Origin of the sequence: Microcystis panniformis FACHB-1757, from assembly GCF_001264245.1 — a bacterium.
Taxonomy (GTDB): Bacteria; Cyanobacteriota; Cyanobacteriia; order Cyanobacteriales; family Microcystaceae; genus Microcystis; species Microcystis panniformis.
The window spans coordinates 2226979-2242367 of record NZ_CP011339.1 but is presented as its reverse complement, the minus strand read 5'-3'; the positions used below and the strand labels follow the sequence as shown (position 1 = coordinate 2242367).

The window sequence follows — 15389 nt, the reverse complement described above, 5'->3', positions numbered from 1 at the left end:
TACCCTAGCCAAAAACCGCATGATTAGCCATAGTTTACCAGGTCGTTTTCCCAGAAATAATCCCACCCGTCGGCTGCGAGCTTTTCTCCTAGGTCTTTTCGCCGCGGGTATGACCGCTTTACCCCTAAAAGCCGCCGAAGAAATTGAATTTGTCTATACTCCCCTCGTCTTTTCCGTATCGGTAGCATCCCTAGAAACCTTTGCTAAAGAAGGAAAAATCGACGCTAATTTAAAAAGATTTCTGTCCAGAGCAACTCCCGAAGCAAGAGAGAAGTTTCGTGAGGCTTTATTAACAAAGATTGACATCGATCCCATTTTACTATCTCGTTTTTTTAATAGTGTGATGGGTGCTGATATGCTCTTTCGTTTGGGCAAAGGCATCACCATTGAAGGGGGAATTAATGGTAAATATGCTCTGCGGGGTGCGATTGTTAGTGCCGCTTTCGATCCGGGAGGATTAACCCTTTTAAATGTGCTGAAAAAATTCCCCAATAATATCCAGTTACAGGGGGAAGAAATCCTCGGATTAGCTAAAACCATCGATTATGCGGTTTATGTGGCGGAAATATTTATTAAAGATATGCACCTCTGGACGGCCGAGGAAGCCGCTGCCGTTAAACCAGCGATTAATTATGCCAGTTTACCCGATTTGCGTCAGCGCGGTAGCTTTCAGGTAAAAAAAGAAGTTTGGAACCTAACCGATAGTAGTCGCAATCGCAGTTTATATGTCAATGTTTATATCCCGCAAACTTTCCGAGACGGTAAAACACCTGTAATTATTTTTTCCCACGGATTAGCCTCGCGACCGGAAGATTATGCCCAAGCAATCGAACATCTAGCCTCCTACGGGTTTTTAGTAGCGGCACCGCAACACCCCGGCAGTGATATCAAATACCTGCAAGGAATGTTAGGGGGATATTATCGCAATATTTTTGATGGCAATGAGTTTATTAATCGACCCAAAGATATTAGCTTTGTCATCGATGAATTAGCCAGACGAAATGCTAGTCAATTTCAAGGTAAACTTAACCTAACTAATGTGGGAGTAGCGGGTCATTCCTTTGGAGGTTATACATCTCTAGCTGTTGCTGGTGCGTCAATAGATTTTGATAATCTTGCTAAAGATTGTAACCGTCCTTATTCCGGGATTAATATCGCAATTTTACTGGAATGTCGCGCCCTAGAATTGCCTAGACAGGTCTATAATTTTCGCGATGAACGAGTCGCAGCTGTTTTTGCAGCTAATCCCGTTAACCGCAGTATTTTTGGGGAAAAAGGTTTAAGTAAAATCTCGATTCCCGTCCTCTTGGGTTCCGGAAGTTATGACCCGGCAGCTAATCCAATTTTTGAACAGGCTATTCCTTTTACTTGGTTAAAAACCCCGGATAAATATCTGGCCATGGTGGAGGGACAAGCTCATGTAAATTTTACGGAATTGGATGCAGGAATGCAAAAAACCCTAGAGTCTGTGGTCGATATCACTTTACCCAATCAAAATCTAATCGAGGATTATACTGGAGCTTTATTGGTCTCTTTTTTTGAAGTTTATATTGCTAATAATGAAAAGTTTCGTCCTTTTCTTCTGTCTAGCTATGCAGAATATCTCAGTCAGGGACAAAAGTTTAAATTAGACTTTATTACTGCCGCTTCTGACGAGAAATTATCTCAATTAATTGAAAAATTGCGAGTACATAGGCAATAGTAAAACGTAGGGTGCGTTAGACGGCAAAAATTCCTGTTTTGACTTGAAGGTAACAATCCGTCCTAACGCACCACCTATCATCAACTAAGTAAAACGTAGGGTGCGTTAGACGGCAAAAATTCCTGTTTTGACTTGAAGGTAACAATCCGTCCTAACGCATCACCTATCATCAACTAAGTAGCTGGTTACAATTAAAGATAAAATACAAAAAACCAGAAGCCTGTCCCACTATCTAACAGTTAATTGAGATTACTTACTTATTAAGTGTCAAGTTCGTTGTTTTCTTTTCACTGATGACTGATGACTGATGACTGATGACTGATAACGGAAAAATCTCCCCACTGCCCCCCTGCAAAAAAGATTCTCTTGAGTTGTATAATCTCTAAAGGATTAGCGTACTCAAGAAAAAAATTATTTCATGCTCAGAAAAATTAGACTATCATACTTTGGCTTAATTTTAGGCAGTATTTTAACGGTTATCGGGATCATCGGTTATGCCCAAGGTAACGCCACGGTAAATTTAGCGGGGTTTTTCTACGGATTACCGTTATTATTGGGAGGTTTAGCCCTAAAAGCTTCAGAAATCAAACCTATACCCTTCAGTCAACCCACTAGCCCCGAAATCTTGCAATTGCGCCAACAACAGGCCACTGTCACCCAAACCAAACTTCGCAACGATGTCACCCGCTATCGCTACGGACAGGAAGTGCATCTGGATGAAGCCCTAGAAAAGCTGGGATTAAGCCCCACGGACGAGGAAAGACCGACTTTAGTGGCAATTCGTGAAACTGCTGTTGATTCCGCCTATTGTCTCACCCTAGAATTTGAATCGCCCCTTTTACCCCTAGAAAAGTGGCTGGCAAAACAGGAAAAAATCGAAAGATATTTTGGACCAGGAATTAAAGCCGAAATTAAGCAAGTTGACGAGGAAAAAATTGATTTAGCCCTAATTACTATCCCTAACGCCTAAATGCTCACGCCTATTCAGTATGGCTTCCTAGCAATCGCTGCCGTGGCTGCCGGCTTAATTAATGCTCTTGCCGGTGGCGGTAGTCTGATTACTTTTCCGACGCTGATGGCGGTGGGTATCCCACCAGTGATGGCAAATGTGACTAATACCGTCGCTTTATGCCCCGGTTATCTGGGGGCAACTCTCGCCCAAAAAAAAGACCTGCACGGGCAACAAAAACGGATTAGGTTATTACTACCATCGGCAGTTATTGGCGGCATTATCGGTGGTATTTTGCTGTTAAATAGCAGCGATCAAGTGTTTGACCGCCTGATTCCTTTTCTGATTCTTTTAGCGGCGGCTTTATTGGCTTTTCAAGATACTTTACGCTCTTGGCTACAGCGGCGACAGGGGGACGAAAATGGTCATATCCCAGAAATTTTGGCGGTTTTACCCATCGCTCTCGCTTCAATTTATGGTGGTTATTTTGGGGCGGGTTTAGGGGTGATTGAGTTAGCAATTTTGGGCTTATTTATCAAGGATAATCTCACGAGATTAAATGCTTTAAAACAGTTGCTTTCTTTGGTGGTTAATGTAGCGGCATCTTGGTTTTTTCTCTTTTCTAATCAGGTAGATTGGTCGGCGGCGATAGTGGTAGCAATTGGCTCTTTAATTGGGGGTTTATTGGGGGGAAAACTAGCCAGAATTATCTCTCCTAGTTATCTGCGCTGGACTGTAGTAATTCTGAGTATTATTATCGCTACAGTTTATTTTCTTCGTTAACAAAATGTTTGTCAATAAGGTGTTTTATTGATGGAGATTGATAGATTTTTTCCTAGTTCTCAAACCTGTTCTAATTGTCTCTGTCATACCAAATCCGCAAGGTGGGCGTAAGTCTATCTTCAGGCATTCCCCCGTGATTTCAGAAGCCCCGACAATCTCGCCCAGCCGGTAGTTCACCCTAAAAAGATTGTCCCACTTCTAAGACTTTCGTTTGTCCGTTGCGAGACAAAATAACCTGTTGACTACCAACTTCCACTAAAGTCCAACCGTTGATAAATTCCCCCGGAGAAATACGCGTCGTTATCCCCTTATTATCAAATAAAGCTGAAGATCGATCGCCTAAATCCATCACCCCCACCAGGGTATTTTTCACCTGATTATTAGTGGGAATAACCGCTGCTGTCGGCCGATGCACTTGGGGGGCAGCCGGTAATGGTGGCGCGGAAATGTCGGGATTTGCGGGTGTAACCGGGGCAATTTTGGCAGCCGTTTCAGGGGTTTGGGGATAAACGGGAACGTAAATTCTTTCTATGATCTGGGGAGTATTATTAACCGGTAAATTAGCGGGGGGTGGTGGTGGAACCGTGGCTACCGGAGAAGGGTTATTTTTAGGAGAAGGATCAGGATCGGGGGATGAAGTTGCACCTTGGCGATCGATAATAGTCAGAGATGATTGCAGATAGGCGATAAACTTTTGATCTTCTGGGGAAATCGTGCCATTTTGAGAGACAGGGGCATTTTTTTGACTGATTAGCCATGCCACCACCCAACCTAGATAGACGCAAGCAATGACAAAAATAACTTTATCTAGGGGCATTCTCGGATTTTCTTCATCGCCCGCTGCCATATTTTTTGCACTCCTCGATCGCTGCTGTCGTTTCGATTCTAACAGGATAGGGCATTGCCAAAAACAATTTTTTAATTTCCCCAAATCCCCCTAGGGGGGATATAGTAGAGAGAGAATGATGTATCTTAATATAAGTAAAGTTTTGTAACAATTCTGAAATCCTTTGCTCAACTCTACCCTAGTCCCCAGCAATCCCAATCGCCTGAAACCCCTAGTCCCTAACTGGGAAAAATGTCAATCCGTCTTTTGGACAGCAGCATTTCTGGTATCAGTCCCCGTGTTCATACAAGCGCCCCTAGTGCGCTACTATCCCGAAATTAGCCTAGGTTTAACCGTTTTCTGGGTGGGGTTAGGGATTTGGCTGCTCAAACAAGCAAAAATCAGTCTTTGGGGAGATTTACTTTTGGGCTTTAGTTGGAGTTGGTTAGCCGGTTCTCTGTACTGGGGTTGGTGGCGTTGGGAACCCTTGCTCCATATTCCCATGGAAGCGATCGGGCTGCCCTTTGTTCTCTGGGGATTATGCAAAGGTCGCGGCAAAGTGGGCAATCTTTTCTATCTGGGTTCTTTGTTAGGAACCGCCATCACCGACTTATATTTCTATCTAACGGGACTAATTCCCTACTGGCGACAATTAATGACCGTGGAACTAGATGCCAACCTAGTATCGCCGATATTTCATAACGCTTTGGCCCAAATTCAGACCCCCTGGGGCATCAGTTGGGCGATCGTACTGCTCAACCTGCTCCTAGCGATCGGTATCTATCCTTTGCAAAAACGGGTATGCCATTGGTGGGCATTTAGCGGAGCCGTATTGAGTACAATTTTAGTCGATGGTTTATTTTGGATTACCGCTTCTCTGGCCTAAGGGTTTTCCTAGCTAATTCCCGTTTCCACCTATTTACCTAAAATGTCGGATGAATGCCCCCGCTAAATTTTTCGACAAGACATCAACCTTTGCGGGGGATGAAATCCGACCAGAAAATAAACCGCAGAGCATCGATTTAATACTACCATCTATGGGTAAACTGTGTTATAATTAAACTATCCAATGGTCGATGATTGTTAAATGCTAGTCGTAGAAGCGAAGCTAAAAAACGGGACACTAGAGCAATATCAGAAGCTTGATGAAGCTATCAGAACTTCTCAGTTTGTGCGTAACTCTTGTGTTCGTTATTGGATGGACAATCAAGGAACAACCCGTAATGACCTTCAAAAACTTTGTGCGGTACTAGCTAATAATAAAGAGACACCTTGGGTTAATAAATTAAACTCTCAAGCTCGTCAATCGGCTGCTGATAGAGCCTGGCAATCAATTAGTCGATTTTACCAGAATTGTCATGCTAAGATACCAGGAAAAAAAGGTTTTCCTCGGTTCAAAAAGCATAGCCGTTCGGTTGAGTATAAACTAACGGGCTACAAACTATCAGATGATCGACGTAAAATCAGATTTACTGATGGCTTTAAAGCAGGAGAATTTGATTTATGGTGTAGTCAGAAAACCTTAGTTTATTATTCAGAGCAACAGATTAGACGGGTAAGAGTTGTTAGACGTGCTGACGGTTATTATTGCCAGTTTTTGATTGACGGAGAACGGCAAGAATACCATGAACCAACGGGACAAATAACAGGAATTGACTTAGGGTTAAAAGAGTTTTATACCGACGCTCAAGGTAATACTGTAGAGAATCCACGTTATTTAAGCAAGTCAGAAAAACGACTTAAAAAAGCACAAATGAGATTATCAAAACGATTTCGTCAAGGAAAGAAACAGTCTAAAAACTATCACAAGCAACGGATAAAAGTAGCTAAACTTCACTTGAAAGTATCAAGACAACGTAAAGACAAAGCAATTAAAGACGCTTTGGCGTTAGTCCAGTCTAATGATCTGGTAGTCTATAAAGCTTTAAAGGTAAGAAACTTAGTCAAAAACCGTAAGCTGGCCAAGTCGATTTCCGATGCTTCTTGGTATCAATTCACCGAATGGTTGAATTATTTTGCTAAGATTTATCGGATTGTTTGTGTTGCTGTTCCTCCTCATTTCACTAGCCAAGATTGTTCAGTTTGTGGGACGAGAGTTCAAAAAACCTTAAGCACTAGAACTCATCAATGTCCTAATTGTCAAACAGTCTTAGATAGGGATCATAATGCAGCAATAAATATTGGTTCTTCGTTACTTGGTATGGTTCGATAGGGGGGCATAAATCGACTAAATCCTTATCTGGCAAGAGACTTAATTGATTAGTTCGCTCTAGAAAAAAACAATTAACAAAAATCGCTAAATGCCTTTCTATATAAGGGTTCCATCCCTTATAACTCCCGTCCATTGCATAACACAAACCGAAGAGCCTAAATATTCTTAAAAAAGGGTTGAAATATTTGGGAAATCATCTCAACGGTACTGTTGGGCAAACAGAAACCCCCCCCAACCCCCCACCCCCCCTGCCCCCCCGACATCGGGGGGCAGGGGGGCAAGGGGGGGGGAGAGTCCGGCAAGAAAGATTTTCAGTGGAGACATTGAGAATCTAAGTTGTCTCGTCGAGCAAGGAATTTCCGATAGTGATAGGTCAAGAATCCCCCGTCACAGCGTAGCTTGACGGTGGGAGTATGTCAATTAGATAGTTGACATCCTCGCCGCCGTAAAACGGACGGCGATTCCCAAACCTCACGATTTGGGTTTCTGCTTCTTTCCCTTGCGGGGTTCCGCACCTGCCTTAACAGATTTACTCTGTTCTGGTCTTATGGTCGCTCTACAGACTGACACCGCAAGCCCTGCGGCCAAAATATTTTTACTAGCGTTAACATCTCGGTCATGGTGTGTCCCACAGTCTGGACAATCCCATTCTCGAACATTTAACGGCATCTTTTCGACAATATGCCCGCAATTACTACACCTTTTAGAGCTAGGAAACCATCTATCTATTTCGATGTAATTTCTGCCGTACCAACGGCATTTATAGGCTAATTGTCGGGTAATTTCTCCCCAACTAACGTCAGATATTGCCTGAGATAACTTGGGGTTTTTGACCAGATTCTTGACGGCTAAATTCTCAACTACAATCGTTTGGTTTTCACGAACTAATTGAGTGGTTAGCTTATGTAAATGGTCTTTTCTGCTATCGGTGATTTGAGCGTGAATCTTGGCTACTTTGATTCTTGCTTTTTCCCGATTTTTTGACCCTTTCTGTTTTCTAGAAAGATTTTTCGATGCTCTTCGCAACCTCTGATAATGTGGCTCTTCGGTTTGTGTTATGCAATGGACGGGAGTTATAAGGGATGGAACCCTTATATAGAAAGGCATTTAGCGATTTTTGTTAATTGTTTTTTTCTAGAGCGAACTAATCAATTAAGTCTCTTGCCAGATAAGGATTTAGTCGATTTATGCCCCCCTATCGAACCATACCAAGTAACGAAGAACCGATAATGTTTCTTAAAATGCTTAGGATTAGATACTTTATCGCCGTCGCTGGTAATCACGAGGCTACTAATTCCTAAGTCAATTCCAATGGCTTTATCTGTTACTGGTAAAGGCTTAATCGTTGGGTCATCAAATCTAATTGAAATATGCCAACGTCCAGACGGATGTAATCTGACTGTTACTGTGCTTGGTTCACAAGCTTCTGGTATTTGTCTTGACCATCGAATAGGTAAAGGTTCTGTGCATTTGGCTAAATAGATTTGTTTGTCTTTAAATTTAAAGGCTGACTTGGTAAATTCGGCACTTCCTCCTTGATGTTTTTTCTTAAAGTTAGGATACTTAGTACGACCAGCAAAGAAGTTAGTGAAAGCTGTTTGTAAATGTCTTAACCCTTGTTGTAAAGGTACACAGCTTACCTCATTGAGAAAGTCTAATTCTTCTTGCTTTTTCCACTCGGTTAGCATTGAAGAAGTTTGAACATATCCTACTCTTTCTTGCTTTTCGTACCATGCTTGTGTTCGTTCGTGGAGAGCTTTGTTGTAAACTAATCTTACACAGCCCAAAGTGCGCCGCAATAGCGACTCTTGTTCGGGTGTGGGGTAAAATCGAAACGAGTAGGCTTTTTCCATGTCTCACATTTTAGCATATATTTCGTAAACGATGCTCATATTTAACAGTAAAGCCGTCGTAGAACGACGGGGTTTCAGACCCAAATTTTCGATGAAAATGTGCGGAATCTCGCTGTATAATGTGTAGTCACCTCCATCTATAATATTGCCGCTTATGTAACCGTGGATATACTAGGACAAAATCCTTATTTACTACTCCATACCGAGAAGGGACAGCGTTTTTTCCCTCTCGTGGGGAGACCTTACTGGACAATCGGACGGAGCAAAGATAACGCTATCGTGATTAAAGATCAGTGTATCTCTCGCAATCACGCTATTTTACAATCCACGGAAACAGGAGATTTTTATCTGATCGATCTCGGTAGTCGCAATGGAACTTTTGTCAATGGCAGAAGGGTAGCTATTCCCGTGACTATCCATGACAAAGATCGGATCGCCTTTGGCAAAACCGAAGTGCAGTTCTATCGTCCTACTCCCACTAATATAGGCAAGCAACCGCACAATTTAGAATTGGATCCCCCCACCTCCACCGTCCATGAACGTCGCTTAACATCGGTGATAGTGGTGGATATACGAAATTTTACGGCTTTAACGAGGCAATTAGACGAAAAAGTGCTTTCTTCTCTGATTGGCAATTGGTTTCGCCATGCCGGGAGTATTATCCGCAGTTCCGGCAGTTGGGTAGATAAATATATTGGTGATGCGATCATGGCCATCTGGTTTCACGGCCAACAGGAAGTCAATCAAGACGATATCTTGCAAATTTTCCAAGCAATTACGCGAATATACAAGATGACCCGCGCCTTAAGCGAAGAATATCCCTTACCCTTTAAATTACGCATCGGTGCGGGAGTGAATACCGGTTATGCCATGGTGGGCAATACTGGCAGCGGTGAACATCCAGATTATACGGCGATCGGTGATACGGTCAACGCCGCTTTTCGTTTAGAGTCGGCCACTAAAGAAATAGGTAGGGATTTAGCCATCGGAGCAACTACCTACAGTCATCTCATCGGTTTACCCCATCTCCACCAAGCTTTTGAGCAACATACCCTCAGTCTGAAAGGATACGACGATAAAACTATTACCTACGGAACCACTTTCGATGACTTGGATCGTTTCCTCGATGTCAATATTAGTGAGGAGATAACTGGAATTACAGGATTTATCGGCAGTGTCTGAAGATTGAAATTAAACGACATTTCAGTGATCAGTAAACAGTAATCAGTAATCAGTGAAAAGACAGTAGGAAACTTCTATTTAATACTGTACACTTAAAACTCAAATCTGATGACTGATAACTGATAACTGATAACTGATAACTGATAACTGACCTACTCCTCGGCAGCGGCGAGAACTAAATCTTCCTCTTCCAGGGCGGGAGGAACTTCGATTTCTGCGACTACTTCCGAGACAGTCCGGCCTTCCGCTTCCGCTAGACGTTTTTCTCGGTATTTAATCGCCATTTCTTCCGCTTTTTCAAACACTAACGGGCGATTTTTGAGCATATCTCCCGGTTCGGGTTCTAATTGTTTAGTCGAGAGGGAAATGCGACCTCTTTCGGCATCGAGATCGATAATCATCACTTTCAACTCATCATTGACATTGAAAACCGTGTGGGGGGTGTCAATGTGATCGTGAGAGATTTCGGAAATATGCAGTAAACCACTGACTCCACCAATATCGATGAAAGCACCGTAGGGCTTGATTCCGCGCACGGAACCGATTACCACCTGTCCCACGGCTAAACCGTTCATCTTGCGTTCCACTAAAGCGCGACGATGACTTAAAACCAGACGGTTGCGATCCTCATCCACTTCTAAAAACTTTAAGGGCAATTCCTGACCGACTAAATCCTCTTTCGCTTCTCTGGTGCTAATGTGAGAACCGGGGATAAAGCCGCGGAGACCTTCAATTCTGACTAATGCTCCACCACGGTTAGTGGCGAAAACATTCGAGCGCACGGTAGCATCTTCTTTTTGCAATTGACGCACCCGTTCCCAAGCGCGCATATATTCGATGCGACGGATCGACAGGGTTAGCTGTCCATCTTCATTCTCGTCGGTAAGAATGAAAAATTCCCTGGTTTCGTTGGGTTGTAAAACTTCTTCGGGATTATCGACGCGGTTGATCGACATCTCCTGCACGGGGATAAAAGCGGCGGTTTTAGCACCGATATCGATGAGCGCTCCCCGGGGTTCCATGCTGAAAACAGTCCCAGCGACAACATCTCCCGGACTGAAATGATAATCGTATTTGTCTAGAAGGGCGGCAAAATCTTCATGGGTAAAGCCTATGTTTTTGTTTGCAGTTTTTTGGGTGGTCATGTACGTTGTTTGGGCCTCGGAATTTCCGTAGGTTTTTCCTCCTATGTGATGTACAGTTTCTAAATCAAGGAGATGCCTCCCAATTTAGTTTCTAGGCAGGGCCTAGGGGATGAACTGCCGCATCCGGCTTTCTTGCAGGCAATCTGCCTCAAGAATGACTTTTAAGAATCTAACCAGAGCTTGGGCTTGAAATAGCACAAGGGATCCTCATTATAACTGAATCGGGAACTATTTAAGACGAGGTAATCACGCTGGCTTCTTCCACTGGAGACCAAGAAGGATGAGTGCGTTCCATTTCGGAGGACTGGATCAGAGCTAAAGCGGCGATAAAGTCTCTAATTCCCTGAAAATTGCCGTAAACTGAAGCAAAGCGCACATAGGCCACTTCCGATTCTTGCCGGAGATATTCTAGGACTAATTGACCGATTTCCTGACTTGTTACCTCCCGTTTTGAGTCTTGCTGCAGACGGGATTCGATATCATTGACGATCGCCTCTAATCTTGAGGGGGGAATGCCGGTTTTTTCGCAAGCGCGAACGATCCCCCGGAGCAGTTTGCAGCGATCAAAAGATTCCCGTTTACCATCTTTTTTAATCACCGTGATCGGCACGAATTCGATGCGCTCGTAGGTGGTGAACCGATATTTACACTGTAAGCATTCACGACGACGACGAATGCTCTGACCGTTTTCGGAGGAGCGGGACTCTAAAACGCGACTATCGGTATGCTGACAATTAGGACACTGCATAGGAGGCGCTCGGTGAGGGGAACCTTTAATTTAAGCCTTTAAATACGAAAACCAGAGCCGCTAACCTGCTTTTGACAAGCGGGCGGCTCAGGGAAGAAAATTATTAACCTAAACGGAGTTAAGAAATTTACTTTTGAATCCGGGGAGGTTCCCGGAAGGCGATGGCGAAGAAAATTACCGACAAAGCCATAGTTAAAACTAAAATGTAAGCGACGCTTTCCATGGTTGGACATCCTACAAGACTGCTATAACAATCCTATAGTATCAGGAAATGAGCTTTTCAGCTTGTCTGGGGATATAATCTACATCCCCAGAATCAGTGGCAATCTATTTAACGCTAACTTTTGCCCCGGCATCTTCCAGTTTTTTCTTGATGGCGGCGGCATCATCTTTGTTAGTGCCTTCTTTAACCGCTTTGGGAGCGGCTTCTACCAGGTCTTTCGCTTCTTTGAGTCCTAAACCGGTCAATTCGCGTACCACCTTAAGGATAGCAATTTTCTTGTCGGCGGGAACTTCTTCGAGAACGACGTTAAATTCGGTTTGTTCTTCCACCGCTTCAGCAGCAGCCGCGGGAGCAGCCCCGGGGGCAGCCATAATTATGCCACCAGTCGGAGCGGCGGCACTAACTCCAAAGGTTTCTTCGATACCTTTGACTAATTCCGCAGCTTCTAAGAGGGTCAGGGTTTTGAGTTTTTCTAAGATTTCAGCTACAGCAGACATGGGTTAGACTCCTAATTGTTTGTAAGTGATTGATTGGCGCGGTGTCAAGCCGCTTCTTTTTCTTCTTGACGGGCCACGGCATCGACGGCACGGGCCAAAGATGCGGGAACTTCGTTGATACTGCGGGCCAGTTTGGCAGCAATGGCGTTGATTGCTCCGGCGGCCTGAGCGATTAACTGTTCTTTCGACGGTAAATCGGCGATCGCTTTGATCTGATCTTCTGTTAACAGTTGACCTTTTGTCCCTTCTTTGAGGACACCGCCGCGCAATTCGGTTTTTTTGCTTTCTTTTTTGAACTCTTGATAGGCCTTGAAAGCTCCACCGATATCCTCTTTTACGAGCAGAAAGGCGGATGTTCCCGATAAAAGGCTTTTCATCGGTTCCCAGCCACTATCTTCAGCGATCGCCAATCCCATCAAAGTATTTTTGGTGACTTTACAAATCGTTCCCGTGGGGCGCAATTTGCGGCGTAGATTGCTGATTTCGGCGACGGTTAAACCTTGATAGTCGATGACCATCGTTAATTGAGCTTCGCTAAGGGAGGTTTTTAATTCTTCTAGAATTACTCCCTTGCTTTCTCTGCTTCTCCCCATCCCTTGTTCACCTCCTGTATGCGGGGGACCTGTTCCAGAGGCGCAAAAATAACCCCTTGTAGCGCCGGGGTTGAGTGGAGAGAATCCAGTTCAGGCATGACCAAGACAGAAAATATCTCTCTTTAGTCTTTTTGGCTGCTGTTTTCTCGCTTTGACCTCGGCAGGGTATTTAAGCTGTTTCGCCCCTGCTGTCTTTGGCTTAAGCCAGTCCCCTATTATAACAGTATTGCGCGTTTTATGTCAAGCCTTGGACAGGAACGAGCATGGTGATTGCATTTAAGACTGAATCCCTTGAGTATAGGCTACTTATCAGTACAGGCACTCATGCAAGAGGCAAAAGGGGGAATAATACTAAATCCTTTGAGTATAGGCTACATATCAAGATAGACAAGAGACAAGAGGCAAAAGGAGGAATAGGTAATCGGTCTTTAATAACTGGATTTAGTAAGTACCTAAGCAAAATTAATTACACATTTCGATAAAGCTTTTGCCTCTTGCCTATTGCCTCTTGCCTATCTTCACTAGGAAATTTATTTTGCACGACTACTTATGAGATCAAAAGTTTTCGTTTTCAGGAGTCGGTTATTAATACCAAATTAGGTTACAGTTCTTGATCAGAAACGCTGTATCTAATTCAGTCTTAGGAGAAAGTCTTTCTGTTGATTGAGCTTTTTTAATCTAGCTTTTCAAGAAGCGAAATTAGCTTGGTTCATTTGTTCGCTTGTGCCACGCTACTTTCTTCGCTTATAATCCTTTTGTCTCCTCCATCAATTTTCCGAGCTTCCCTTTTTAGTTACCTTACCCAATTATCAATTATGAATAACACTGAAATCGACTTTCCCAAAGGCTCTAAGAGTGATCTAAGAGATGTTATCACAAATCAGTTACTCATTTTTTTAGAAGCCCAAAATTATGATGCAGCTAAAACTCTGTTAATTCCCGTGGCTTCCGTGGATATAGCAGAAGCGATTGCGGACTTACCTAAAACCCTACAAATCATTGCTTTCCGACTTTTAAATAAATCTCAAGCCATTGACGTTTATGAACATTTAGATAGAAATACCCAATATTTATTAATCGAAAAGTTTAAAAATGCGGAAGCAAATGAAATTATTAATAATATGTCTCCTGATGATCGAGTCAAGTTATTTGATGAGTTACCTCCTCAATTAGCGAGGACTTTAGTAGCTCAATTATCCCCTGAAGAAAGAGAGTTAAATGCTTTATTGTTCGGGTATTCTGCTGATACAGCAGGGCGAATTATGACCCCGAAATATATCTATGTTAAAGAAACTATTACCGCTAATGAAGCCCAAGCTAAAATCAGAAATTTAGCCGATAAAATTGAAGTGGCTTACTATATCTATGTGACAGATAATAACAAGAGATTACAAGGAACCTTATCTTTAAAAGATTTGATTGTTGCTAAACCAGAAGCCATAATTTCTGAAATTATGAACAGAAACATTATTTATGCCTATACCGATACCGACCAAGAAGAAGTCGCTAAATTGATTCAACGCTATGATTTATTAGCCTTGCCAATTGTTGATAAAGATGAAAACTTATTAGGGGTAGTTACGGTAGATGATGTTATCGATATTTTAGAGGAAGAAGCAACTGAAGATATTTATAAAATGGGAGCAATTAATACAGAATCTGATGATCAAAATTACTTTAAATTGGGCTTGTATAAAATCACAAAAAAACGAATACCCTGGTTATTAATTTTACTAATCACGAATTCTGGAACAGTTTTTTTAATGAGTAATTTTGAGGAAGTATTAGAAGAAGTAGTTGCCTTAGCCTTTTTTACGCCATTATTAATTGATGCAGGGGGAAATATAGGTGCGCAGTCATCAACCGTTGTTATTAGGGGATTAAGTACCGATGAATTAAGAGATAAAAAACCGTTTTCAATTATTGTGAAAGAGTTAATAACAGGGGGATTATTAGGAATAATTTTAGCCGTCATTGTGATTGCCATGATTTTTGTATTCTTAGGTAAACCAGAGATTGGTTTTATAGTGGGAATTAGTTTAATTGCTATCTCAATTATTGCAGCAACGACAGGTACAGCATTACCCTTTGTCTTTAACAAAATGGGATTTGATCCTGCTTTAATGTCTGCTCCTTTTATTACGACAGTGGTTGATGTTTTAGGAATTTTTATTTATTTCAGTATTGCTCAATTAATCCTAAAGGAAAGCTTGAGAAATTGATGGGCAAGGCAAAAAGATTAGGCCGATTTAAGTCTGAATTGGCTTTCCATAACTTCCCCAGGGTTATATCCTTGAGCGCTCGATAATTTTTAATCCTCAATCCCTCAATTCCAGCCATTATTTAGTCCTGTTTCTCATTACTAAAGTAATTTGGCTCTCTTAGGTTTGGTGGGTAAAATGTATTCTAAGATACAGTCCTGCTGGCGAGCGCGCGGAAGGAACCACAGAGACACAGAGGACACAAAGATCGATCACTACTATAAGTAGTCGTGCAAAATTAATTTCCTAGTCAAGATAGGCAAAAGGCAAAAGCTTTATCGAAATGTGTAACTAATTTTGCTTAGGTACTTATAAGTAGTCGTGCAAAATTAATTTCCTAGTCAAGATAGGCAAAAGGCAAGAGGCAGGAGGCAAGAAGTGGTTAGATATGTGTAATTAATTTTGCTTAGGTACT

General features: G+C 42.5%; 13 protein-coding genes and 2 pseudogenes. 7 read left to right on the top strand and 8 right to left on the bottom strand.

The window, feature by feature from the left end; translation table 11 throughout:
* Positions 1-19: 19 nt before the first annotated feature.
* The 3 genes from VL20_RS10725 (at position 20) to VL20_RS10715 (ending at position 3434) form a co-directional block, all read left to right on the top strand.
* Positions 20-1702, top strand: a complete 1683-nt coding sequence (locus VL20_RS10725; protein ID WP_052276500.1) for an alpha/beta hydrolase — start codon at positions 20-22, stop codon at positions 1700-1702.
* Positions 1703-2120: 418 nt separating this feature from the next.
* Positions 2121-2672 (top strand): DUF2854 domain-containing protein, encoded by a 552-nt coding sequence (locus tag VL20_RS10720; protein ID WP_002763523.1) that lies wholly within the window; start codon positions 2121-2123, stop codon positions 2670-2672.
* A complete protein-coding gene (locus tag VL20_RS10715) occupies positions 2673-3434 on the top strand; it encodes a sulfite exporter TauE/SafE family protein (RefSeq protein ID WP_052276499.1) in 762 nt (253 codons plus the stop codon).
* 178 nt (positions 3435-3612) lie between these two features.
* On the opposite strand, the gene VL20_RS10710 is transcribed toward VL20_RS10715, so the two are convergent.
* Positions 3613-4281, bottom strand: coding sequence for a hypothetical protein (locus tag VL20_RS10710; protein WP_052276498.1), 669 nt, complete (start codon positions 4279-4281; stop codon positions 3613-3615).
* Between the two features lie 163 nt (positions 4282-4444).
* Here VL20_RS10710 and VL20_RS10705 point away from each other — a divergent pair, with 163 nt between their 5' ends.
* Positions 4445-5146, top strand: a complete 702-nt coding sequence (locus VL20_RS10705; RefSeq protein WP_052276497.1) for a DUF3120 domain-containing protein — start codon at positions 4445-4447, stop codon at positions 5144-5146.
* A gap of 201 nt (positions 5147-5347) precedes the next feature.
* Entirely contained in the window at positions 5348-6472 is a 1125-nt protein-coding gene (locus tag VL20_RS10700) for an RNA-guided endonuclease InsQ/TnpB family protein (protein ID WP_128575191.1), read from the top strand.
* Positions 6473-6943: 471 nt separating this feature from the next.
* Here VL20_RS10700 and VL20_RS10695 read toward each other — a convergent pair.
* Positions 6944-7501 (bottom strand): annotated as a pseudogene (locus VL20_RS10695) (RNA-guided endonuclease TnpB family protein); the annotation flags it as partial.
* A gap of 197 nt (positions 7502-7698) precedes the next feature.
* Positions 7699-8325: pseudogene (locus tag VL20_RS10690) on the bottom strand (RNA-guided endonuclease InsQ/TnpB family protein); the annotation flags it as partial.
* Between the two features lie 162 nt (positions 8326-8487).
* On the opposite strand from VL20_RS10690, the gene VL20_RS10685 reads away from it, so the two are divergent.
* The gene (locus VL20_RS10685) at positions 8488-9507 is read left to right on the top strand and encodes an adenylate/guanylate cyclase domain-containing protein (protein ID WP_052276496.1); all 1020 of its coding nucleotides are present in this window, start codon (positions 8488-8490) and stop codon (positions 9505-9507) included.
* A gap of 152 nt (positions 9508-9659) precedes the next feature.
* On the opposite strand, the gene VL20_RS10680 is transcribed toward VL20_RS10685, so the two are convergent.
* The 5 genes from VL20_RS10680 to rplJ form a co-directional block, all read right to left on the bottom strand.
* Entirely contained in the window at positions 9660-10652 is a 993-nt protein-coding gene (locus VL20_RS10680) for a 30S ribosomal protein S1 (protein ID WP_002757124.1), read from the bottom strand.
* 232 nt (positions 10653-10884) lie between these two features.
* A complete protein-coding gene (nrdR, locus tag VL20_RS10675; protein ID WP_052276495.1) occupies positions 10885-11400 on the bottom strand; it encodes a transcriptional regulator NrdR in 516 nt (171 codons plus the stop codon).
* Between the two features lie 127 nt (positions 11401-11527).
* A complete protein-coding gene (locus tag VL20_RS28150) occupies positions 11528-11623 on the bottom strand; it encodes a photosystem II reaction center protein T (RefSeq protein WP_012267019.1) in 96 nt (31 codons plus the stop codon).
* Positions 11624-11727: 104 nt separating this feature from the next.
* The gene (gene rplL, locus VL20_RS10670) at positions 11728-12120 is read right to left on the bottom strand and encodes a 50S ribosomal protein L7/L12 (protein WP_002736522.1); all 393 of its coding nucleotides are present in this window, start codon (positions 12118-12120) and stop codon (positions 11728-11730) included.
* A gap of 44 nt (positions 12121-12164) precedes the next feature.
* The gene (gene rplJ, locus VL20_RS10665; protein WP_002743152.1) at positions 12165-12713 is read right to left on the bottom strand and encodes a 50S ribosomal protein L10; all 549 of its coding nucleotides are present in this window, start codon (positions 12711-12713) and stop codon (positions 12165-12167) included.
* Positions 12714-13528: 815 nt separating this feature from the next.
* Between rplJ and mgtE the strand changes: the two genes are divergently transcribed.
* On the top strand, positions 13529-14935 hold the full coding sequence (mgtE, locus tag VL20_RS10655; RefSeq protein WP_052276493.1) for a magnesium transporter: 1407 nt from the start codon (positions 13529-13531) through the stop codon (positions 14933-14935).
* Positions 14936-15389: the final 454 nt, after the last annotated feature.

What these genes read in the sequence shown, in the direction of transcription:
- nrdR (WP_052276495.1), bottom strand. Translation starts at nt 11,400, where the DNA reads ATGCAGTGTCCTAATTGTCAGCATACCGATAGTCGCGTTTTAGAGTCC.
- mgtE (WP_052276493.1), top strand. Translation starts at nt 13,529, where the DNA reads ATGAATAACACTGAAATCGACTTTCCCAAAGGCTCTAAGAGTGATCTA.
- VL20_RS10720 (WP_002763523.1), top strand. Translation starts at nt 2,121, where the DNA reads ATGCTCAGAAAAATTAGACTATCATACTTTGGCTTAATTTTAGGCAGT.
- rplJ (WP_002743152.1), bottom strand. Translation starts at nt 12,713, where the DNA reads ATGGGGAGAAGCAGAGAAAGCAAGGGAGTAATTCTAGAAGAATTAAAA.
- VL20_RS10700 (WP_128575191.1), top strand. Translation starts at nt 5,348, where the DNA reads ATGCTAGTCGTAGAAGCGAAGCTAAAAAACGGGACACTAGAGCAATAT.
- VL20_RS10725 (WP_052276500.1), top strand. Translation starts at nt 20, where the DNA reads ATGATTAGCCATAGTTTACCAGGTCGTTTTCCCAGAAATAATCCCACC.
- VL20_RS10680 (WP_002757124.1), bottom strand. Translation starts at nt 10,652, where the DNA reads ATGACCACCCAAAAAACTGCAAACAAAAACATAGGCTTTACCCATGAA.
- rplL (WP_002736522.1), bottom strand. Translation starts at nt 12,120, where the DNA reads ATGTCTGCTGTAGCTGAAATCTTAGAAAAACTCAAAACCCTGACCCTC.
- VL20_RS10710 (WP_052276498.1), bottom strand. Translation starts at nt 4,281, where the DNA reads ATGGCAGCGGGCGATGAAGAAAATCCGAGAATGCCCCTAGATAAAGTT.
- VL20_RS28150 (WP_012267019.1), bottom strand. Translation starts at nt 11,623, where the DNA reads ATGGAAAGCGTCGCTTACATTTTAGTTTTAACTATGGCTTTGTCGGTA.
- VL20_RS10715 (WP_052276499.1), top strand. Translation starts at nt 2,673, where the DNA reads ATGCTCACGCCTATTCAGTATGGCTTCCTAGCAATCGCTGCCGTGGCT.